Raw genomic sequence first — 21,810 nt, forward strand, 5'->3', positions numbered from 1 at the left:
GCCGGGGGCCGATCAGCGCGGCGTCGCCACCCGCAGCCAGACGAACTGCAGCGGAGCGAGCCGGAAGCCCTCGCGCAGGTCGACGGTGATCTCGGTCACGAGATCCAGGGCCACCGGATCGAGGCCGCCGAAGCGCTCCGGCGCGATCTCCTGCACCTCGTCCGACACGTTCGCCAGCACGAGCAGCGCCTCGCCGTCGCCCGGGCGCTGGTAGCCGAGCACGTGGCGGTTCTGCGCGTCGAAGACGGTGAGGGCGTTGCCGGCGAACAGCGGCACCGCCTTGCGGATCGCGATGAGGTGCAGCAGACCGCCGAAGATCTCGCCCGCATCGGTCCCCGGGGTCTCGCGCTGGGCGTAGCGCTCGGTGGGGCGGCGGGGCCGGTTGACCCAGCGCGAGTCGCCGGCGGTGGTCGCGTCGTCCCGGTAGCCGTAGTCGTTCAGCTGGCCGACCTCGTCGCCGAGGTAGAGCAGCGGCAGCCCGCCCGTGCTGAGCGCGATCGAGTGGGCGAGGAGGACCCGCTCGATGCCGTAGGGGTCGCCCGCCTCGACGCCGGCGAGCGAGGCCGTCGTCCCCGAGACGCGCCGGTCGCCCGTGCGCGGGTTCTCCTGGAACGGGACGCCCCGCGCGAAGCTGCCGTCGAACCGGTCGGTGTAGAAGTCGTTGAGGAACCGGCGGTGCCCGCCCGCGTCGATCCCCAGCTCCGCGGCGTCCTCGTCGGCGAAGGTCCAGCCGATGTCGTCGTGGCCGCGCACGTAGTTGACCCACGCCGTGCCCTCCGGCAGCGCGTGACGGCGCTCGAGGGCCTGCGCGAGGAGGCGGACGTCGCGCGTCGCGAGCGCCTCCCAGGTCAGCGCCATCTGGAGCGGGTTGTACGAGAGCTGGCACTCCTGCACGTCGATGTACTCGACGACCTCGTCCGGGTGCACGATCGCCTCGGACTTGAACAGCAGCGACGGAGCGGCCAGGCGGCACACCTCGTTGAAGGCCCGCAGGAGCTGGTGCGCCTCGGGGCGCGACTCCGACGTCGTGCCGAGCTCCTTCCAGATGAACGCGACCGCGTCCATCCGCAGGGCGTCGATCCCCTGGTTGGCGAGGAACAGCATCTCGCCCGCCATCGCGCGGAAGACCTCGGGGTTGGAGTAGTTCAGGTCCCACTGGTAGCGGTGGAACGTCGCCCAGACCCAGCGGCCGTCCTCCAGGGGGACGAAGGAGCCGGGGTGGTCCTCGGGGAAGATCTCGCGGGTCGTCCGCTCGAACGCGTCGGGCTGCTCGCGGTCCGGGAAGATCCAGTAGTAGTCCTCGAACCGCTTCTCGCCGGCGAGCGCCCGCTGCGCCCACTCGTGCTCGTTCGAGGTGTGGTTGAAGACGAAGTCGACGACGAGCGCGATGCCCTGCGCGCGGAGGTCCGCGGCGAGCAGGCGCAGCTGGTCCATGTCTCCGAGGTCCGGGCGCACCCGGCGGTAGCTCGACACCGCGTAGCCGCCGTCGGACTCGCCCTCGGGGGCGTCGAAGAGCGGCATCAGGTGCAGGTAGTTGAGCCCGATCTCGCGGAAGTACGGGATCTCGGCGCGGAGGCCCTCGAGGTCGCCGGCGAAGCGGTCGACGTAGCAGACGCCGCCGAGCGCCGTGTTCGAGAGGAACCAGTCGGGATGCTGCTCGCGGGTCCGGTCGAGGGCGCGGAGCTCCTCCGGTCGCTGGGCCCTGGCCGCGGCGGCGAGGGCCACGACGCCGAGGATCTGCTCGGCGAGGTCCTCGCGGTGACCGTAGACCTGCGCGAGCAGCTCCACCAGGCGCGGGAGGTGCGCCTCGAGACGAGCACGGAACTCGTCGTCGTCGCCGACCACGTCCCCCTCGTCGAGGTGCTCGCGCACCGTGGAGAGCAGCTGCGTCGAATCGAACACCGTCGTCCTTCCGGGGGGCATCCGCCCCGGCGGGAGCGGCTGCCCCGATGCTAGACGATGGGCGGACGACCGGCGAAACCCATGCGGAGCACCGTCCGCCACGACAGCACGCGCCGCGGACCGGCGTCCGTGCGCCACCCCTCCCACCAGCCCGCGAACCACGCGCGCAGGGCCGGAGCGTCCCGCGCCCAGCGCAGGCACTGGATCGCGGTCCACGAGCCGACGTAGGCGAGGGCGAGCGGAGCGGGCAGGTTGCGCCGCGCGAGCCAGACGCGGTTGCGCGCGTTCAGCCGGTAGTAGTCGACGTGCCGGGTCTGCTGGATCACCGGGTGCTGGGCGACGAGCTCGCCCGCGTACCAGGTGGTGCGCCCCGTGTCCCAGACCCGCCAGGCCAGTTCGATGCCCTCGTGGGCGTAGAAGAACGGATCGGCCCAGCCGCCGATCTCCTCGAAGACGTCGCGGCGGAGCACGACGGCGCCCTCCCAGACCGAGAAGACTGGTCCGGAGCGCCGCGGGTCGCCCTTGAGGATCCGCGGGATCCAGCGCTGCGGGGCGGGAGTGCCGTCGGTGCTGTCGACGCGCGGCTGCACGAGTCCGATGCGCCGCGGAGACCGGAGCAGCGCGATCGCGTCGCGGAGGAAGTCCGGGGAGGGCACGCGCGCGTCGTCGTCGAGGAAGAACAGGTACTCGCCGCGGGTCGCGGGCACTCCGGCGTTCCTCCCGGCGGGGATCCCGAGGTTCTCGGGGAGCGCGAGCGGGCGCACCCCCTCGGGCAGGCCCTCGGGAGGCCAGCCGTTGCCGACGCAGACCACGTCGAGCTCCACGCCGCGCTGGGCGAGGACGCTCGCGAGCCCGGCCGCGAGGTCGTCGGGCCGCGTGCCCTGGGTCAGGACGACGACGCCGACGCGGGGCAGCGCCTCCGGAGCCGCGTCAGGAGCGGACACGCTGCGAGGCCATGATCGCGACGAAGTGCCCGGCGAGGGCGAGCAGCGCGAGCGGCAGGAGCGCCGAGACCAGCCCGCGGTCGGCGGTGCCCGCTCCGATCACGAGGCCGACGAGCGAGGCGGCGAACGCGAGCATCGTGAGCTCGACGGAGTGGTAGAGGCGGTGGAACGGCACGAAGCGCGCGGCTCGGCGCAGCGCCGCGAGCCCGGACGAGGACGGGACGGCCTCCCCCTTCGTGTCGGCCAGCTTCGTCAGACCGGCGTTCGCGCGCGCCACGTGCACCATGTCGTTGAGCGCCTTGTTCAGCACGATGACCAGGGCCAGCGCGAGGCCGATCGTGGTCCAGAGGAAGTCGCCCGGCGTCTCGAACGGGAAGCCCGCGGCCCGGAGGCCCAGAGCGATCGGGATGAGCGACTCCGTCGTGTAGTGGCCCACCTTGTCGAGGAACACGCCGGCCGGCGAGGAGGTGCGCCGCCAGCGGGCGACCTCGCCGTCGCAGCAGTCGACCAGCATCTGCAGCTGCCCGAGGAGCAGTGCCAGCGCGGCGCCGGCGACTCCGGGGATCAGCAGCGCAGCGGCCGCGCTCCAGCCGACGAGGATCATCAGACCCGTGACGCCGTTCGCCGAGATCGACGTGCGCAGCAGCACCCAGGTCAGGTACGGCGAGAAGCGGCGGAGGTAGAGCGACGCCGTCCAGTGCTCGGCGTTGCGACGCCCGCGCACCTCGGGGGGCTGCGCGACGGCCTTCAGCTCGGCGATGGATCGGGGTCTCGTGGTCGCGGTCATGCGCCCCTCGCAGTGTCGGTGCCGTCGGTGCCGGTCGGCACTCCCTGCGTGCGCGGCTGGTTGCGGGCGGCCGAGATGTTGCTCGTCAGCCCGGCGAAGCCGAGGACGAACCCGGTGCCCCACGCCACGTGGATCGACGGGATCACGACGGCGAACCACAGCATCGCACGCGGGCCGTCGACCCGGGCGACGGCGACGGTGGCGGCCGCGACGAGCAGGAGGTACCCGGCCGGGACGGCGAATCCGAGCAGCAGCCAGGGCGCCGCGCCGACGAGCGCCTGCACGACCCCGGCGAGACCGAGGAGCAGCCCCAGGGCGAGCAGCGCGACGAGGACGGGCGGAGCGAAGTAGCGCAGCGATCGGGACGCCGGGAACAGGCGGGTCAGCTCGCCGCGCCACATCCCCGTCGAGAGGAACTGGCGGAGCAGGGCGCGCATCGACGAGCGGGGGCGGTACGTGACCGTGAGCCTCGGAGTGAACCAGACCGTGCCCCCCTGCTCGCGCAGGCGGCGGTTCAGCTCCCAGTCCTGGCCGCGCTTGAAGCGCTCGTCGAACAGGCCGGCCCGCTCGAGAGCCGACCGCCGGAACACGCCGAGGTAGACGGTCTCGGCCGGTCCCTCCGCACCGCCGACGTGGTGCGGGGTGCCGCCGAGTCCGATGCGCGAGCCGTAGGCCCGGGCGACGGCGCGCTGGAACGGCGTGAGCCCCTCCGCCGCCATGACGCCGCCGACGTTGTCCGCTCCGGAGCGCTGCAGCGTCTCGACCGCGACCCGCGCGTAGTCGCGCGGCAGCACCGAGTGGGCGTCGACCCGCACGACGACGGGGTGGCGGGAGGCGCGGATCGCCGCGTTCAGGCCCGCGGGAGTGGAGCCGACGCCGTTGGGCACCACGCGGATCCGCGGGTCCGCGGCGCTCAGCTGCTCGACGAGCGCCTCGGTGCCGTCGATGCTCGGGGCGACGGCGAGGACGACGTCGAAGGGACCGGTGTAGTCCTGGGCGAGCAGCGAGTCGACGGCCGCGCGGACGTGCGTGACCTCGTTCAGGACGGGCATGACGTACGAGACGCCGGGCAGGCCGGAGAGGTCGTCCGTCGAGGCCTGGTCCGTCGGGTTCTCGGGCTGCATGTGTCCAGTTCGTGCGGGAGGATCCGGCCGCTCGACGGCGTCCGGGCAGAAGTCCGCCCCACACTAGCAGCAGCCCCCGAGGACGGATCCTCGGGGGCTGCCGGTGGTGCGGAAGGAGCGGATCAGCTGGTCGCCATGGTGCCCAGCGTCGCGTCGAGCTCGTAGCTCTGACCGCTGCGGACGTAGGTGATCTGCACGTCGGCCTCGGCCGCGCGGGCGCGCACCTGCGCGGTCAGATCGGACGCGTTCGTGATGGGGGTGCCGTCGATCCCCGTGACGATGTCGCCCGCCCGGAGGCCCGCGGCCTCGGCGGCCCCGCCCGAGGTGACCTCGCGGATGGCCGCGCCGAGCACGTCCTCCGTGGAGTCGGTGACGCTCGCCCCGAGCAGGCCGTGCGTCGCCGATCCGTTCTCGATGATCTCCTTCGCGATGCGCTCGGCGACCGCGCTCGGAACGGCGAAGCCGACTCCGATATTGCCGCTCTGGTCGCCCGAGCTCGAGGAGCCCGCGCTCGCGATGGCGACGTTGACTCCGATGAGCTCGCCGTCGCTGTCGAGCAGCGCGCCGCCCGAGTTGCCCGGGTTGATCGCCGCGTCGGTCTGGATGACCGGCAGCGAGATCGTGCTCGTCGCCTGCGTCTGCGGAGCCTGACCCGGGATGTCGAAGTTGAACGGGCTGTCGGTGCTGCCGCTCGAGCTGTCGCCGGAGTCGTCGGGCGCCGCGGAGGAGGCGACCTGGATGCTGCGGTTGAGCGCGCTGACGATGCCGTCGGTGACCGTGCCGGAGAGGCCCAGCGGCGCTCCGATCGCGACGGCGGTGTCGCCGACGTTGATCTCGGAGGAGTCGGCGAAGGTGATCGGAGTGAGATCGCTCGCGTCGGTCAGCTTGATGACGGCGAGGTCGAGAGTCGGGTCGGTGCCGACGATGGTCGCGTCGAAGATCCGGCCGTCGCTCGTCGTGACCGTGACCGCGGCGTCGGCGACGCCTCCGTCGAGGGTGACGACGTGGGTGTTGGTGAGCACGTAGCCGTCGTCGGACAGGACGATGCCCGAGCCGGTGCCCGCCGACGAGCCGCCGCTCACCGCGATCGTCACGACGCTCGGAGTCGCCTTCGCGGCCACCGCGGTCGCCGTGGTCGCGTCCTCGGCGTTGTTCACCGTGATGGTCTGGCCGCCGCCGGCCGAGACGACGCGGGTGGCCGAGCCGTTCGATGCCGACCAGAGGCCGAACACGCCGGCGCCGGCCACTCCCCCGACGACCGCGCCGATGGCGAGGGCGGCGACGACGCTGACGCCGGCACGGCGCTTGGCGGGAGCGGTCGTCGGCGCGGGCGGCTGCTCGCCGCCGGGGCCGAACGCGCTCGAGGAGGGCGGGTTCTCGGAGCTGTGGACCGTGTTCGCCGCGGGCGGTGCGTACTGGCCGTACCGGGGGGCGGGTGCGACGGGGCGCGCCTCGTCACCCGCGGAGGAGGCGGGCTGGGGGGCCGCCGCAGGGTGCGCGGGTGCCTCGTGGCGGGGCGCAGACGCCTCGGGCAGCGGGAGGGTGGGGTGCTCGGACCCGCGGCCCTGCTCGGCCGCCGCGGACGCCTGCGGGTCCGTCGGAACGGTGGGATCCTCGGGCTGACGAGGACCCTCGTGACTCTCGGTCATGGGTAGTGCTCCTTCCAAGCTCAGTCAGCTTGGCCACCGAACCTGGGGGTTCCTTATGACCGGGCTGGAAGCGGGACTCGAAGTCCACACCCGCCCGAGCGTGCAGACTGGGGCCGTGAGCATCCATGGATCCTGGACCCGCGCCGCCGCGGGCGCCGGCCTACTCGGTCCCCGCGGCGAGGTCGCCGCCACCGTCTTCAGCGAGATGAGCGCGCTCGCGCAACGCACCGGCGCGATCAATCTCGGTCAGGGCTTCCCCGACGAGGACGGACCGCGCGAGGTGCTCGAGACCGCGCGGGAGGCCATCGCGTCGGGCCTCAACCAGTACCCGCCGGGTCCGGGCTTCCCGGTCCTCCGTGGCGCGGTCGCCGCGCACCAGGAGCGCTTCTACGGTCTCCAGCCCGACCCGGACGGCGAGGTCCTCGTCACCACCGGCGCCACCGAGGCCCTCGCCGCGACCCTCCTCGCCCTGCTGGAGCCCGGGGACGAGGTCGTCACGTTCACTCCGCACTACGACGCGTACGGGGCGTTGATCGCCCTCGCCCGGGGCGTGCACCGGACGGTGCTGCTGCGCGGACCGGATTTCTCGGTCGACCACGCGGAGCTGGAGGCGGCGGTCACGGATCGCACGCGGGTCATCCTCGTCAACGACCCGCACAACCCGACCGGCTCGGTGCTGCCGGTCGAGACCCTCGAGCTGATCGTGCGGCTCGCGCACCGGCACGACGCGCTGATCGTGACCGACGAGGTCTACGAGCACCTCCGCTTCGACTCCCCGCACGTGCCGATCGCGACCCTGCCCGGCGCGTGGGAGCGCACGCTGACGATCTCGTCGGCCGGGAAGACGTTCAGCACCACCGGGTGGAAGATCGGATGGATCACCGGGCCGCGCGAGCTGATCACGGCGGTCCTCGCGGTCAAGCAGTTCCTCACCTACGTCAGCGGCTCGCCGTTCCAGGGGGCGGTCGCCCGGGGTCTGGGGCTCGACGACTCCTTCTTCAGCGGGATCGCGGGCACCCTCGAGCGTAAGCGCGACATCCTCTCGGCCGGTCTCGCGGCCGCGGGCTTCGCGGTGTCGCCCTCGTCCGGGAGCTACTTCGTCGTGGCCGACGTCGCCCCGCTGGGCTGGACCGACGGAACGGCCTTCTGCCGGTCGCTGCCGGAGCTCGCGGGTGTGGTCGCGGTGCCGGTCTCGGCCTTCTGCCGACCCGAGGACGCGGCCGGGTACCGCTCGCTGGTGCGCTTCGCCTTCTGCAAGCGGTTCGAGGTGCTCGAGGAGGCGGCCGGGCGCCTCGCCCGCCTGCGGGCCTGACGGGGTCCTCCGCGGACCCGTCGGCGGCTCCTACAGCGGACGGACCGTGAAGCGCCGCAGGGCGAGCGCCGGGTTCTTCGCGCGCGCCGCGTCGATCCGCTCGCGGGAGAGCCAGGCGACCGCCACGTCCTCGGCCTCGCCGAGCGTCGCGATCTCGACGCCCATCGGGTCGACGATCATGCTGTTCCCGACCCCGATCGGCGGGATCTGGTCGGCGGCGACGAGGTAGATCGTGTTCTCGAGGGCCCGCGCCGTGACGAGGGTGCGCCAGTGCGCCTCCTTGAGCGGCCCCCTGACCCACTCGGCGGGCGCGGCGACGACGTCGGCCCCCGCGTCGACGAGCCAGCGCGTCACCTCCGGGAAGCGGAGGTCGTAGCAGGTCTGCAGCCCGACGACGAGGTCGCCAACGGCGAAGGTCTCGGGCGCGCCGATCTCGCCGGGGGCGATCCACTCCGACTCGGTCTGCCCGAACGCGTCGTAGAGGTGGAGCTTGCGGTAGTGCGCGACCAGCGCGCCCTCGGGATCCACGGCGACGAGGGTGTTGGCGACGCGGCGCTCCCCCTCGATCGCCTCGACCATGCCGGCGACCACGAACACGTCGAAGGCGCGGGCGATCGCTCCGAGCCCCTGGACGAAGGCGCCGTCGAGCGGCTCCCCCGCGGCGAGCGTCCCGGGACCGAGCGGGTCGGCGAAGGAGGAGCTGTACTCGGGGAGCACGACCACGCGCGCGCCGCGCTGCACGGCGACCTCGACGAGTCGCCGGATGGTCGCGAGGTTCGCGTCGCGGTCGGCGACCGGCGCGAACTGCGCGACGGCGAATCCGATGCCCGTGGCGGGTCCGGTCGACACGATCAGCTCGGCGGGTAGAGGAAGAGCGGCACGCTCGAGGCCGGGATCGTGCGCGTGTGGTACGAGTGGTCGTTGCCCCAGTTGTACTCCTCGAGCGAGACGCTGCCGTCGGCGTTGACCGCCTGCACGTACGCGACGTGGTTGCCGGTGAACCAGGCGACGCTGCCGGGGACCGGAGTGGTGCTGGTCTCCCAGCCGTGCGACGCCCACTGGCCCGCCCACGCGTAGGCGCTGCCGCCGCCGGGGGTCATGTTGCCCCAGGTCCACTTCCACGGCGCACCGGTCGAGCCCTGGTCGCGGTTGAGGCGCCACGCCACGAAGTCGACGCACTCGCGGTAGTAGTAGCGCAGCGGCGAGAGGCCGCCGCCCTGGTCGTCGGTGAGCTGGTCGCGCCAGGGGTAGTCGTCGCCCTCCTCGCGGGGAGTGACGGAGGTGCTCGAGGATCCTGGTGCCGCCGTCGGGTCCGCGGCCACCGACGCGGCCAGCTCGGCCTCGCGGGCGGCCTTCTCGGCGGCCTCGGCGAGGGCGCGCGCCTGGGCGGCGGCCTCGTCGAGCTGCTGCTGGGTGGGCGCGGTGAAGGAGTCGCGGATCACCTGCTCCTGGGCGGCCGATGCCGACACGGTGAGCTTCTGCGTGCCGAGGGCGCGGATGCGCGCCTCCGCCTCGATCGCGGCCTGCGAGTCGTCGGCGGGGTCGAACGAGTAGGCGGGGAGCGCCATGACGGCGACCATGCCGGCGATCGCGGCCACCGCGGCGGTGCTGATCGCGCCGCGGAGCACTGCGGCCTTGCGGCGGCGCACAGGCGGGACGGAGGGGACCCGTGGAGCAAGGACGGGCGAGGTCACGGCGAGGACGGGAGCGTCAGGGGCCGCGCGGCGGCCGGCGGCGGCGCGGGCGGGTCGATCGCCGCGGTGGGCGGCCTCTCCCGGGACGGAGTCGGAGAGCGAGGACGCCGGCGACGCCTCGGCGGCCCGGCGGCTGCGCCGGGTCGGGTGGTCGATCGCTCCAGATCCGTCGCCGGCCGTCGGAGTCCCGTCCACCTGTTCGTCCGTCACACCGTCACCCTTCGCGTCCCCGTCGAGGATACCGGCCGACCACCTCCGACACACCGCCCTGCGACACCCGGCACGGCGACCCTGCTCACCCGTTCCGGAGGGGGTGAGCGAGCTCGTCCGGTCCCAGCCGCGCGAGCAGGAGCGTGACGACCGCCGACGCCGCCGCGAGCACGCCGACGACCGCGAACGTCGGCGCGATCCCGACCGCTTCGCCGACCGGGCCCGCGACGGCCATCGAGACCGGCATCAGAGCGAGGGACACGAAGAAGTCCAGGCTCGAGACGCGTCCGAGCAGTGCCGACGGCACTCGCTGCTGCAGGAGCGTGCCCCAGAGCACCTGCGCGGCCGCTCCCGTGACGCCGTCGAGGAAGAGGATCGCCGCGATCATCCACAGCTGGTCGACGACGCCGAGCAGGACGAAGGGGAGCGCACCGAGGCCCCACAGCAGGATCATCGTGGTCAGGTAGCGACGCGGCACGGGGCGCGAGGAGACGACGAGGGAGCCGACGACTCCGCCCACGCCGTACGCCGTGAGTGCGAGCGCGTAGCCCGAGGCGCCGGTCCCGGTCTGATCGCGCACCGCGAAGGGCACGAGCACCTCGATCGGACCCACGACCAGGAACACGAGGACGATCGCGAACAGCAGCGTCGCGAGGAGCCACCGCGTGCGCACCATGTAGCCGAAACCTTCGCGGAGGTCGCGCAGAGCCGAGCCCAGCGGGCTCCCTCCGGCCTCCGCGGCCCGCTCGAAGGGGACGGGACCCACCAGGAGCAGCCCCGCGAGGGCGAGCGCGTATCCGATCGCCGCGACGGCGAACGCCGCGGACGGCGCGGACACCGCGATCACGGCCCCCGCGATCGCAGGCCCGGCGGCGCTCTGGGCGATCGGGCGAAGAGCCCCCTCGACGCCGTTCGCCGCGAGGAGCTGATCGGCCGGCAGCAGGCGCGGGAGGAGCGCGGAGTACGCCGGGAAGAAGAACGCCTCACCGACGCCGAGCACGAACGCGACCGCGGTCAGCTGCCAGACCGTGAGGATCCCGGCTGCGGAGAGGGCGACCGCGGCGAGGACGACGAGCACCCGCACGGCCTCGACGACGATCAGGATGCGCCGCTGCGGCACCCGGTCGGCGAGCACTCCTCCGAGGAGCACGGCGAGCACGAGACCGAGGGCGCTGGCCGTCGCCACCAGAGAGACGTCCCCGGGGCCGCCGCCCAGGGCGATGACCTGCCAGACGAGGGCGACGATCCACACACCGCTCGCGAGGAGGGAGAGCGCGAGAGAGCCGCCGAGGAACCGGTAGCCGCGCGTCTCGAAGGGGCGGAGCGCGCGAGGGAGGGCGGGGGCCATGCCGATCCCTCCTCCGCGGTGGTGACGCGGGCAGCCGATCAGAGTAGCGTCTGGCCCGAGAGGGCGGCAACGACGCTGCCCCGCGGACGGAAGAGGTGCACCGTGGTCCGGAGCGAGCGCGTGTTCAGCGGTTTCAGCGTCGACGACATCGAGGCGGCGAGGGCCTTCTACGGGACGACGCTGGGGTTCGACGTGTCGCTCAACTCGATGGGCATCCTCGAGATCGACCTCCCCGGTGGAGGTCACGCGATCGCGTACCCGAAGCAGGACCACGTGCCCGCGACCTTCACGATCCTCAACCTCTCGGTCGAGTCGGTCGACGACGCGGTGGCGGAGCTGAACACCGCGGGCGTCGTGACGAAGATCTACGACGACGACGAGCTCCCGACCGACGCGACCGGAGTGATGCGCGGGCACGGCCCGGAGATCGCCTGGTTCCGCGACCCGGCGGGCAACGTGCTGAGCGTGATCGCCGCGGACTGAACCGGATCTCGACGCGCCCGCTCCGCGGGCTGCTCGATCAGCAGGCAGGGGACGCCTTCCGCAGGCTGCTCGATCGGCGGAGGGGCGACGATCGGGCGCCCGTTAACGACGAAACCCGGCCTCCGAGGAGACCGGGTTTCGCTTTCTTGTTGCGGGGGCAGGATTTGAACCTACGACCTCTGGGTTATGAGCCCAGCGAGCTACCGAACTGCTCCACCCCGCGGCACAAGAGAAGACATTACACGCGGATCGCGAGCGATGCAAATCGAGGGCCGGGAGCGGGAGGGTCCGACCCTCAGCGGGGCTTCACGGCCGTGATCGCGAGCGCCAGCGGCAGCCACTCCCGGTCGGGCCAGGACCAGACGCCGTCGCTCTCGACGAGCTGCGGAACGACCCGCCACGGCGCGATCGGCTCCTCGCGCAGCTCCGTCAGCGACAGCCCCGCACCGAGCAGCGCCGACACGATCGAGCCGATGGGGTGGCTGAACTCGTGGGCGCGGACGTTCTCGAACGAGGCGTCCGACACCGCGTAGTCACCCGAGCTCTCGACGACGACGGGCTCGCCGCGGCCGTCGTAGGGCTGCTGGAACCGAGGCTCCTCCCCCTCGGGCGAGCCGGTGAGGACCGCCGCGGCGGGGTGCGTGTCGACGAAGACGAAGGAGCCGCCGGGGGCGAGGAACCACTCGACGATGCGCGCCCACTCGACGAGGTCGGGCAGCCAGACGACGGTGCCCCAGGTGGTGACGACGACGTCGAAGGAGTCGGGCTCCGGCAGCATGTGCCGCAGCTCGTAGAGGTTGGCGCAGACGAAGCGGGCGCGGTCCGCGAGGCCGAGCTCCGCCGCGAGCTCGCGCGCCTTGCGCACGGCCGGCATCGAGAAGTCGACTCCGATGACGTCCGCGCCGCGCTGGGCGAGCGCGAGGGTGTCGGCGCCGAAGTGGCACTGCAGGTGCAGCACCCGCTTGCCCTCCCAGCCGTCGGGCACGACGCGGGCGAGCGACTCCTCCTCGACGGGGAAGAGCCGGCCCGCCCCGCCGCGCAGCGCCGACAGGTCGTAGAACGAGCTGTCGACGTGCGCGGCGACGCGCTCGTCCCAGAGGGCGCGGTTCAGATCGAGCCACTCCCCCGAGCGCAGGTGCTCGCCGCGGTCGACCTGGACCATGGTGCTACTGCGCCCCCTCGGCCTCGAGGGCCCGGGCGAGAGCCTCCGTCAGCTGCTCGTCGGCCGCCGCGAACGCGGTCAGGTCGCCGGCGCGCAGGGCCGCCTCGCGGGCGTCGAGCGCGGTGCGGGCGTCGCTGAGCGCCTGCTGCAGCGGCGTCTGGTCGCCGGTGTCGGCGTCCGATCCACCGGTCTCGGTGTCCGTTCCCGGATCCGTCCCGACGTCGGTGCCCGGGTCGGTGCCGGTGTCCGGAGTCGTGGGCGTTCCCGTGTCGCCGGCAGTCGCTCCCGAGTCGCCGCCGAAGAGGCTGTCGAGCGCGGCGTCGAGGGTGTCCTCGAACGCGATGTCGTCACCGAACGCGACCAGCACCTTCTGGAGGAGCGGGAAGCTCGTGTCGCCGTTGGAGCGGACGTAGATCGGCTGCACGTACAGCAGACCGCCTCCGACGGGGAGCGTCAGCAGGTTGCCTCGGGTGACCGTGGTGTCACCGCGCGACAGGATGTTGAGCTCGTTCGCGACAGTGGGGTCGGTCGTGAACGCGTTCTGCACCTGGCCGGGTCCGGGGACCGTGTCGTCCTTGGGCAGCTCGAGGAGGCGGAGCGTGCCGTAGCCGTCGGCGACCTCGCCGTCAGCGGATCCCGCGTCGGAGTCGGCCACGAGGTAGCCGGTGAGCACGTTGCGGCTCGTCTGGCTGCCCGCGACGCTCGCCGGGATGTACGTCGAGTAGAGCGAGTACGACGGGACGTCCTGGTCGGGGGTCTGCAGCGTCAGGTAGTACGGCGGCTGCAGGGTGTCGCCGGTCGCGGCGGCCGTGGTGGCGGCTCCGCTCGTCGGGTCGTTCGGCGTCGACCAGGCGTCCTCGCGGGAGTAGAACGACCCCGCCTCGGTCACGTGGTAGGTGCCGAGCACCGCGCGCTGGACCTTGAAGAGGTCCTCCGGGTAGCGGACGTGGCTGATCAGATCGGCCGACATGTCGCTGACGGGCTTCACCGTCGACGGGAAGATCTTCTGCCAGGTCTGCAGGATCGGGTCCTCGGTGTCCCAGGCGTACAGGGTGACCTTGCCGTCGTAGGCGTCGACCGTGGCCTTCACCGAGTTGCGGATGTAGTTCACGTCGTCGGTCGGGAACTGCTGCTGCGTGTTGGTGTCGGCGATGGCCTGCGAGAGGCTCTGCACGGCGGAGTAGGGGTAGTCGGCCGACTTGGTGTAGCCGTCCACCACCCAGACCACGCGGTCGTCGACGACGGTCGGGTAGGCGTCCGAGTCGAGCGTCAGGTACGGAGCGACCTTCTGCACGCGGTCGACCGGGTTGCGGTCGTACAGGATCTGCGACTCGCTGTTCACGCCGTCCGACAGGAAGATCTGCTCGGACTGGAACTTGATCGCGTAGACGAGCTTCTTGAAGACGTTGTCGAGCGAGGGGCCGCCCTCGCCGTCGAAGGTCGTGTACGTCTGCTGCGCCCCGTCGGTGCCCGAAGGGTAGTCGAGCTCGATGTCGCGCGACTCGGTACCGCCGACGATCGAGTACGCCGGCGAGTTCTCGCCGAAGTAGATCCGCGGCTCGTAGTCACCGAGGTCGCCGGTCGTGGGCACGCCGGACTCGATGAAGACGGGCTCGCCGTCGGCCGAGCGCTGGTTGCCGTAGGCGGCGACGAGGCCGTAGCCGTGGGTGTAGACGAGCGTCTGGTTGTACCAGGTCTGGTTGTTGCCCAGGCCGTTGAGGTTCAGCTCGCGGACGCCGACGACGGCGTCCTGGGTCGCGCCCTCGATGGAGTAGCGGTCGACGTCGAGCGCGTTGCGGTCGTCGCCGAAGGAGTAGTACTGGCGGAACTGCTGGAGCTGCGAGAACGCGTCGGTCACGACCGCGGGGTCGAGGATCCGGATGTTCGCGGTCGTCTCGGCGTCGGAGCGGAGCGCGCCCGGCTCGGCGTCGGTCGTCGCGTCGTAGGGGATGACCTCGACGTCGTCGACTCCGTAGGCCTGGCGCGTCATGTCGATGTTGCGCTGGATGTACGGCTCCTCGAGCGTGCGCTCGTTCGGCTCGACCTGGAACTTCTGCACGACCCACGGGGCGAGCGACCCGACGAGCAGGCTCGACACGATCAGCAGCGCGGTGCCGATGACCGGGAGGCGCCAGCGGCCGATGAAGGCCGTGACGACGAAGAGGACCGCGACGAGCGCCGCGACCAGGGCGAGGATCTGCAGACCGGGGATCGTGGCGTTGACGGTGGCGTAGGTCGCTCCGGTGATGCGGGCGCCCTGGTCGGTGAGGGTCGCGTACTGGTCGAGCCAGAGGCTGACCGCCTGCACCAGCAGGTACAGCGCCGCGATGATCGCGACCTGGATGCGGGAGGACTTCGAGACGCGCACCTCGCGGCCGTTCACGCGGATGGCTCCGTAGAGGTAGCCGGTGGCGAGGGTGGCGAGCGCCGAGATGATGAGGACGGCGGAGGCGAAGCCGACGAGGCTCTGGTAGAAGGGCAGCTCGAAGAGGTAGAAGGACGTGTCCAGCCCGAACTGCGGGTCGACGTCGCCCGAGGGCGTGCGGTTCCAGAAGGTCAGGCTGGTCTGCCAGCGCGACGCCGAGGACACTCCGGCGAAGAGGCCCAGGACCGCGGGGATCCCGAAGGTCGCCAGGCGCCGCAGCGGCTCGACCACCTGCTGGTAGCGGTCGATCTGCGAGTTGAGCTTGGCGTAGACCGGCCGGAGGCGGTACGCGAGGCTGAGGCTGATGAAGACCGGGACGGCCATCGCGACGAAGCCGAGGACGAAGAGGCCGCCCGCCGCCGCCCACTGCGTCGTGAGCACGGAGAGGAAGCCGAGCTGGTCGTACCAGAGGATGTCGGTGTAGAGACCGGCGAAGACGAAGAACGCCACCACCAGAGCGGCCACCACCACGACAGTGACGGCGAGGACGCTCCGTCTCTTCCGCGGCGGGGTTTCGGTTGCTGTGGAACTCACGGATAAGCCTCTTGCTGTCGAGATGTGAGGGGAGGGCACCCATGCTATGCGACGGGTGTCCGGCCCACCTGAGCGTCGGCCCCGACCGCCGGGAGCCGCACGTCAGTCGATCGGCTCGGCCGTGTCGCAGGTCGGCAGCCCGGAGACGTCGTCCGCGGCGATGCCCTCGAGCGCGGCGAGCGCCTCGTCGAGCGTCGAGACGCTGAGCACCTGCAGGCCGTCCGGTACGTGCCCGACGACCTCTCCGCAGTTCTGCGCAGGAGAGAGGAACCAGTCGGCTCCGGCGTCGACCGCTCCGAACATCTTCTGTCGGATGCCCCCGATCGGCCCGACCTCGCCGGCGGCGTCGATGGTGCCGGTGCCGGCCACCTCCGCTCCCCCGTTGAGCGACCCCTCGGTGAGCTTGTCGATGATGCCGAGCGCGAACATCATGCCGGCGCTCGGGCCGCCCACGTCGTCGAGCTGGATGTCGACCTCGAAGGGGAAGTCGAACGCGGCGCCGGCGACGATGCCGAGGACCGCGGAGCCGTCGCGGTCGACGGGCACGACGCGGACGTCCTGCTGCTCCCCGCCGCGCTCGACGGTCAGGTCGACGGGCGTGCCCGCTCCGGACGCCTGCACCGCCTCGCGCAGCGCTGCCACGTCGGCGACCGGCTCGCCCCCGACCGCGACGACCGCGTCTCCGGGCTCGAGGACGTCGACCGACGGCGACCCGTCGGGGATCTGCACGACGGACACGCGCTGCTCGACCGGGTACCCCAGCTCGGTCAGCGCGGCGGCGATCGCCTCCTGCTGCGAATCCGTCATCTCGGCCTGGTTCGCCTCGTCGCGCTGCTCGACCGTGACCGACCGCGGGAAGATCAACTCGACCGGCACGACCGCCTTGCTGCGATCGAACCACGCGCCGACGATCTCGACCCAGCTCGGCAGGCTCTCGGGGTTGCCGACGACCGAGACGGTCAGCATGTCGAGGGTTCCGGTGGTGGGGTAGGTCGGCTCGTCGGGGATGGAGATGAGGGGCACGTCCTCGCCGTCGGCCTCGCTCGTGCCGAGGGTGTCGAAGACGGGGCCCGGCTGCTCGATGACGTAGGGGGCCGGGGCGACGCCCAGCACCACGACGAGAGCGACCCCCGAGAACAGCACGGCCGGCCCCACCCAGGCCCGCCGCTCCCGCGTGGGAGAGCGCCGGGGATCGTCGGAGAACAGCGTCACGGGGGCCTTCCTCAGGGCGTGCGGGGAAGCTCCGCCGGAGTGTTCGCGGCGGGCGGAAGCGGGCCCTGCGGTTGCGGTCGTCTTCAGGCCGATCGCCCGGGCACTCGGGCTAACGTAGCTTGCACGACTGGGAGTCGAGTCACGATCCCGGGCGTTCACGCGAACGACGGAGGGCTGATCCGAATGGCCGCAGGCGACAGTGCTGACCGACCCGGCGAGGGCTCGGAGGACGAGTTCCGCGAGATGCTGAGCCGGTTCCTCTCGGGCGACGGGCCGATCGACCCCTCCCAGCTGGCCGGTGCGGCCGGGCTGCCGAACGACCCGGTCGCGCTGCAGAACCTGCTCTCGCAGCTGCAGAGCGCGATGCAGCAGAACGGCGACGGGATCAACTGGACGCTCGCGAGCGAGCAGGCCAAGCAGCTCGCCCGCGCCGACTCGGTGCCGGTCACCGACTCCGTGCGCGCCCCGCTCGACGGGGCCTTCGGCGTCGCCGCACTCTGGCTCGACGAGGTCGCCCACGTGTCCGAGCTCAGCCGCCCGCCGCGCAGCATCAGCCGCCTCGAGTGGATCTCGCTCACGATGCCGGTCTGGACGCAGCTCGCCGAGCCCGTCGCCCTGAGCATCTCGGACGCTCTGACCCGTGTGATGCGCGAGCAGGCTCCGGAGGAGATGCGCGCGATGATCGCCGGCGCCGAGAACATGATGCGCGGCATCGGCGGCACGCTGTTCGCCCTCCAGCTCGGTCAGGTCGTGGGGCAGCTCGCGGCCGAGGTCGTCTCGGGCGGCGACATCGGCATCCCGCTGCTCGACGAGGGCGACGCCGCGATCCTGCCGCAGAACGTCGCCGCGTTCAACGAGGGCCTCGACATCCCGATCGACCAGGTCCAGATCTACCTGGCGGTGCGCGAGCTCGCGCACGCCCGCCTCTTCCGCCACGGCAAGTGGCTCCGCTTGGCCCTGATCTCGCAGATCACCGACTTCGCGCGCGGCATCAGCATCGACACCACCCGCCTCGAGGAGCTCGCCGAGACGTTCGACCCCTCGAACCCCGAGGAGCTGCGCGACGCGATGACCTCCGGCGCTCTGATCCCGCCGAAGACGGAGGAGCAGCTCGCCGCGCACGCCCGCCTCGAGACGGTCCTCGCGCTCATCGAGGGCTGGGTCGACGTGGTGACCGCCGCCGCGACGACGCGCCTGCCCAGTGCCGGCGCGATCGCCGAGACCGTCCGCCGCCGCCGCGCCTCCGGAGGCCCTGCCGAGTCGGCGTTCGCGACCCTCGTGGGCCTCGAGCTCCGTCCCCGGCGCCTGCGCGACGCCGCTGCCATGTGGCAGGCCGTCACCGACGCGGTCGGAGCCCAGGCGCGCGACAGCCTGTGGTCGCACCCCGATCTTCTTCCCGGCTCCGAGGATCTGGACGACCCCAGCCGCCTCGTGGCGCGGCTCAGCGCGGAGGCCCGGGGCGAGACTCCGGAGCCGGACGAGATGGACCTCGCACTCGAGGAGCTCCTGAACGGCGGGACGCCCGACGCCTCCTCCGAGGACGGCACCGGCCCGACGGGCGACCGTCCCGTCTGATCCGACGACGCGCGAGGGGCCTGTGGAGAACTCCGCGGGCCCCTCCGTCGTTTCGGCCATGCTCTCGGCATGGTCCTCCGGCTCGATCCCCGACTCCCCGTCCTCTGGCGCTCCGCGACCGCGGTGCAGATCGGCCTCGACCGACCGCACGCGGTCCTCGAGGGCGTCGGCTACGCGGAGGAGCTGCTCCTGCACGCCCTGCGGATCGGGACGAGCGCCGGCACCGCGCGGCTGATCGCGCAGCGGGCCGGCGCCTCCGACGACCGGATCGACGACCTGCTCGAGACGCTGCGCCCGGTGCTCTCCCGCAACGTCTCCCCCGTTCCACCGCCGGCGCCGCGCGTCGTCGTCGAGGGCGACGGCGCCGCGGCGGACGCCCTGCGCACCCTGCTGCGCGGAGAGGGCTGCGAGCTCGTGGCGGAGGAGGAGGTGCCGGACGTGGCGGTGCTCCTCGCCGACTTCGCCGTCGCTCCCGCGCGGGCGGCGCACTGGCTGGCGGCGGACGTCCCCCACCTCGCGGTGGTGTTCGGCGACGAGGCGGTCCGGGTCGGCCCGCTGGTCGAGCCGGGCGCGGGGCCCTGCCTGCACTGCGCCGAGCGCGACCGCATCGACTTCGACCCCGAGTGGCCGCGGCTCGTGATCCAGGTGCTCGGCCGCCGCGCCCCGACCAGGACCGGCCTCGCCAGCGCCTCGATCGCGGTGGTGGCGGCCGATGCGGTGCTCCGCCGGGTCCTCGCGGGATCGACGGCGCTGCGCGAGAGCGAGCGCACCTACTCCGATGCGTCGGGCGGCTTCAGCGAGCGGAGGCTGGAGCCGCACCGCGAGTGCGCGTGCCGAGCTCTTCCAGGAACCGCGACGGCTCCCGCCTCGTGACGCGGCCCACGGTCGAGCGCGACCACGACAGGCGCAACCGCCTGCGGGCGCGGGTGATGCCGACGTAGAGGAGTCGGCGCTCCTCGTCGATGCCCTCGAGACCGCTCGCGTACGAGATCGGCAGCAGCCCCTCCGAGAGGCCCATGAGGTGGACCGACTCCCACTCCAGGCCCTTCGCGGAGTGGATGGTCGCGAGGGTCACCGCCGCCCGGTCGGGCTCGTGGTGCACCTGCTGACGGGCGAGGAGGTCATCGGTGAACTGCCGGAAGCTCCAGTCAGCGGGGGCCTCGTCGACCAGGCGGGCGAGGGTGTCGAGCGACTCCCAGCGGTCGCGGACCGCGCCGGGGGCGGACGGCGGCTCGGCGCTCCAGCCGAGCGAGCGGAGCACGTCGCTGACCGACTTGAAGAGGGGCTCGCCGGCGATCGAGACCGAGGCGGCGCGCAGCTGCATGACCGCCTGCTTCACCTCGGGCAGGTCGAAGAAGCGCTTGCCGCCGCGCATGTGCGCGCTGACGCCGCGCTCGGTGAGCGCGTGCTCGAGCACCGCCGACTGCGAGTTGGTGCGGAAGAGGATCGCGATGTCGGAGGGGCGGACGCCCGCCTGGATGTCGGCGGCGACCCGCTCGGCCACGCCGCGCGCCTCCGCGATGTCGTCGGGGTAGGCGTCGATGGAGGGCTCGGGAGCCTCGCCCTTCTCGACGGCGTGCAGGACGAGGGCGCCGGGGCGACCGCGCATCAAGCGGTTCGCCGTCTGCACGATCGGAGTCGCGGAGCGGTAGTTCTCCTCGAGGCGCACCACGGTGGCGGAGGGCCAGTGGCCCGGGAAGTCGAGGAGGTAGTCGGCGCGGGCGCCGGCGAAGGAGTAGATCGTCTGACTCGCGTCGCCCACGACGCACAGGTCGCTGCGGTCGCCGAGCCACAGCTCGAGCAGGCGCTGCTGGAGCGGGTTCACGTCCTGGTACTCGTCGACGACGAAGAAGCGGTACTGCTCGCGGACCTGCATGGCCATCGCGGGCTCAGACTCGAGCATGCCCGCGGTGACGAGCAGGACGTCCTCGAAGTCGATCTGGCGGCGCTGGTCCTTCAGCCCCTCGTACTCGTCGACGAGGGCGACGGTCTGCTCGAGCGTCAGCCGACCGGGGAGCGCGCGGGTGCGGGCGGCGACGGCGTACTGCTCGAGCGACAGCGCCGAGACCTTCCGCCACTCGATCTCGGCCGAGAGGTCGCGCAGCGTCGCAGTGTCGAGCTTCAGGCGGAGCCGCTCGGCGGCGTGTCCGAGCAGGCGGGCCTTGCCGTCGAGCAGCTGAGGCATCGTCCCGCCGACGAGCTGGGGCCAGAAGTAGCCCAGCTGCGACAGCGCCGCGGCGTGGAACGTGCGGGCCTGCACTCCCCCGGCACCGAGGACGCGCAGGCGCGAGCGCAGCTCCGCCGCCGACCGGCTCGTGAAGGTCAGCGCCATCACCCGGCTCGGCGTGTAGACGCCGGTCGCGACCCCGTGCGCGATGCGGTGCGTGATGGTGCGGGTCTTGCCCGTGCCCGCTCCCGCGAGCACGCAGACCGGGCCGAGCAGAGCCTCCGCCGCCTCGCGCTGCCCCTCGTCGAGTCCGTCGAGCAGGCTCACGCGATCGGCCCGTTCTCGAGCTCGCCCCCGTACCAGTCCTCGATCATGGCGCGGGCGATGGAGGAGCGGCCCGGCAGCAGGACCGACTCGAGCGAGTCGCGCAGCTGGTCGCGGGTGAACCAGCGGAGGTCGACGATCTCCTCACCGTCGGGGAGCAGCGCGGCCGGCTCCTGGTCGGGCGCGAGGCGGGCGGTGAAGCCGACCATCAGCGACGCGGGGAAGGGCCACGGCTGCGAACCCAGGTAGACGGGATCGACGACCCGCATGCCCGACTCCTCGAAGATCTCGCGGACGACGGCGGCCTCGAGGGACTCCCCCGGCTCGACGAAGCCGGCGAGGAGCGAGAAGCGGTCGGCCCCCCACATCGCGTTCGAGCCGAGCAGCAGGCGGTCGTCGGCGTCGAGGACGCAGACGATGATCGCGGGGTCGGTGCGCGGGAAGACCTGGCTGCCGTCGGTGGGCGAGCGGCGCACCCAGCCGCCCTGCTCCACGATCGTCGGATCGCCGTTGCGCGGCGAGTAGGCGTGGGAGGCGTGCCAGTTGGCGATCGCGAGCGCCTCGGTGAAGAGGCCGGCGTCGCGGCGGCTGAGGCGCTCGGCGATCGGGCGCAGCGCGCTCCAGCGCTCCTCGTCGGGCTCGAGCTCGAGCGCGGCGGCCTCGGTGAGGACCGTGGCGACGACGGGCGTGCCCGCGGGCTCCCCCGGGGCGTCGACGGTGGTGCGGCCGAGGTAGACGCGGAGGGTGCCCGCCGTGACCGCGCTCGCGCTCTGCAGGGCGAGGGCGTCGCCGTCGACGAGGGCGCGGTCCTTGCGCAGGGCGAGGACCCGGGTGGCGGGATCGGCGAGCAGCTCGTCGTAGAGATCCGGACGGGCGCGGGTGAGGTAGTCGCGATCGACGGCCTGGCGGGCGAGCGGGAGGCGGTCGGTGAAGGGCGTGGTCATTCGGGGCTCTTTCC

General features: G+C 72.6%; 17 protein-coding genes and 1 tRNA gene. 4 read left to right on the forward strand and 14 right to left on the reverse strand.

What is annotated here, in order from left to right:
- Nucleotides 1–12: 12 nt before the first annotated feature.
- The 5 genes from ASF46_RS11220 to ASF46_RS11240 all read right to left on the reverse strand — a co-directional run bounded on the left by ASF46_RS11220 (nt 13) and on the right by ASF46_RS11240 (nt 6,406).
- Nucleotides 13–1,902 carry an amylosucrase gene (locus tag ASF46_RS11220; protein ID WP_056867697.1) on the reverse strand — a complete coding sequence of 630 codons (1,890 nt, stop codon included), beginning with the start codon at nt 1,900–1,902 and terminating at the stop codon, nt 13–15.
- A 50-nt stretch (nt 1,903–1,952) separates the two neighbouring features.
- A complete protein-coding gene (locus ASF46_RS11225; protein ID WP_056867698.1) occupies nt 1,953–2,846 on the reverse strand; it encodes a glycosyltransferase family 2 protein in 894 nt (297 codons plus the stop codon).
- Nucleotides 2,833–3,633: a CDP-alcohol phosphatidyltransferase family protein gene (locus tag ASF46_RS11230; protein ID WP_056867699.1), complete on the reverse strand. Its 801-nt coding sequence runs from the start codon at nt 3,631–3,633 to the stop codon at nt 2,833–2,835. The genes ASF46_RS11225 and ASF46_RS11230 overlap by 14 nt, the downstream gene beginning before the upstream one ends.
- Nucleotides 3,630–4,757, reverse strand: coding sequence for a glycosyltransferase family 2 protein (locus ASF46_RS11235; protein WP_082485445.1), 1,128 nt, complete (start codon nt 4,755–4,757; stop codon nt 3,630–3,632). Before ASF46_RS11235 ends, ASF46_RS11230 begins: the two co-directional genes overlap by 4 nt.
- Before the next feature lie 122 nt (nt 4,758–4,879).
- A complete protein-coding gene (locus ASF46_RS11240; RefSeq protein WP_056867700.1) occupies nt 4,880–6,406 on the reverse strand; it encodes a S1C family serine protease in 1,527 nt (508 codons plus the stop codon).
- Between the two features lie 115 nt (nt 6,407–6,521).
- Here ASF46_RS11240 and ASF46_RS11245 point away from each other — a divergent pair, with 115 nt between their 5' ends.
- Nucleotides 6,522–7,718 (forward strand): aminotransferase class I/II-fold pyridoxal phosphate-dependent enzyme, encoded by a 1,197-nt coding sequence (locus ASF46_RS11245; protein ID WP_056868551.1) that lies wholly within the window; start codon nt 6,522–6,524, stop codon nt 7,716–7,718.
- Between the two features lie 30 nt (nt 7,719–7,748).
- Here the strand turns inward: ASF46_RS11245 and ASF46_RS11250 are convergent, their stop codons facing one another.
- From ASF46_RS11250 to ASF46_RS11260, 3 genes are all read right to left on the reverse strand, one after another.
- Nucleotides 7,749–8,567, reverse strand: a complete 819-nt coding sequence (locus ASF46_RS11250) for a carbon-nitrogen hydrolase family protein (RefSeq protein ID WP_200919708.1) — start codon at nt 8,565–8,567, stop codon at nt 7,749–7,751.
- 2 nt (nt 8,568–8,569) lie between these two features.
- Complete coding sequence (locus tag ASF46_RS11255) at nt 8,570–9,622, reverse strand: CHAP domain-containing protein (protein WP_157602457.1); 1,053 nt, start codon at nt 9,620–9,622, stop codon at nt 8,570–8,572.
- A gap of 85 nt (nt 9,623–9,707) precedes the next feature.
- Nucleotides 9,708–10,970, reverse strand: a complete 1,263-nt coding sequence (locus tag ASF46_RS11260) for an MFS transporter (protein ID WP_056867702.1) — start codon at nt 10,968–10,970, stop codon at nt 9,708–9,710.
- 102 nt (nt 10,971–11,072) lie between these two features.
- On the opposite strand from ASF46_RS11260, the gene ASF46_RS11265 reads away from it, so the two are divergent.
- On the forward strand, nt 11,073–11,453 hold the full coding sequence (locus tag ASF46_RS11265) for a VOC family protein (RefSeq protein ID WP_056867703.1): 381 nt from the start codon (nt 11,073–11,075) through the stop codon (nt 11,451–11,453).
- 149 nt (nt 11,454–11,602) lie between these two features.
- On the opposite strand, the gene ASF46_RS11270 is transcribed toward ASF46_RS11265, so the two are convergent.
- From ASF46_RS11270 to ASF46_RS11285, 4 genes are all read right to left on the reverse strand, one after another.
- Nucleotides 11,603–11,676: transfer RNA gene (locus ASF46_RS11270), tRNA-Met, on the reverse strand.
- A 72-nt stretch (nt 11,677–11,748) separates the two neighbouring features.
- Complete coding sequence (locus ASF46_RS11275; RefSeq protein ID WP_056867704.1) at nt 11,749–12,615, reverse strand: class I SAM-dependent methyltransferase; 867 nt, start codon at nt 12,613–12,615, stop codon at nt 11,749–11,751.
- A 4-nt stretch (nt 12,616–12,619) separates the two neighbouring features.
- Nucleotides 12,620–15,574, reverse strand: a complete 2,955-nt coding sequence (locus tag ASF46_RS11280; RefSeq protein ID WP_200919709.1) for a UPF0182 family protein — start codon at nt 15,572–15,574, stop codon at nt 12,620–12,622.
- A gap of 102 nt (nt 15,575–15,676) precedes the next feature.
- A complete protein-coding gene (locus ASF46_RS11285; protein WP_056867705.1) occupies nt 15,677–16,786 on the reverse strand; it encodes a PDZ domain-containing protein in 1,110 nt (369 codons plus the stop codon).
- A gap of 183 nt (nt 16,787–16,969) precedes the next feature.
- Between ASF46_RS11285 and ASF46_RS11290 the strand changes: the two genes are divergently transcribed.
- Together ASF46_RS11290 and ASF46_RS11295 are read left to right on the forward strand one after the other, a co-directional pair.
- Nucleotides 16,970–18,361, forward strand: a complete 1,392-nt coding sequence (locus ASF46_RS11290) for a zinc-dependent metalloprotease (RefSeq protein ID WP_056867706.1) — start codon at nt 16,970–16,972, stop codon at nt 18,359–18,361.
- 69 nt (nt 18,362–18,430) lie between these two features.
- Nucleotides 18,431–19,234 (forward strand): hypothetical protein, encoded by an 804-nt coding sequence (locus ASF46_RS11295; protein WP_056867707.1) that lies wholly within the window; start codon nt 18,431–18,433, stop codon nt 19,232–19,234.
- On the opposite strand, the gene ASF46_RS11300 is transcribed toward ASF46_RS11295, so the two are convergent.
- Both ASF46_RS11300 and nudC read right to left on the reverse strand, forming a co-directional pair.
- The gene (locus ASF46_RS11300; protein WP_056867708.1) at nt 19,155–20,855 is read right to left on the reverse strand and encodes an ATP-dependent helicase; all 1,701 of its coding nucleotides are present in this window, start codon (nt 20,853–20,855) and stop codon (nt 19,155–19,157) included. The two genes, ASF46_RS11295 and ASF46_RS11300, sit on opposite strands and share 80 nt — an antisense overlap.
- Nucleotides 20,852–21,796 (reverse strand): NAD(+) diphosphatase, encoded by a 945-nt coding sequence (gene nudC, locus ASF46_RS11305; protein WP_056867709.1) that lies wholly within the window; start codon nt 21,794–21,796, stop codon nt 20,852–20,854. The genes ASF46_RS11300 and nudC overlap by 4 nt, the downstream gene beginning before the upstream one ends.
- Between the last annotated feature and the right edge of the window lie 14 nt (nt 21,797–21,810).

The organism is Rathayibacter sp. Leaf296 (assembly GCF_001423045.1).
GTDB lineage: Bacteria > Actinomycetota > Actinomycetes > Actinomycetales > Microbacteriaceae > Rathayibacter > Rathayibacter caricis.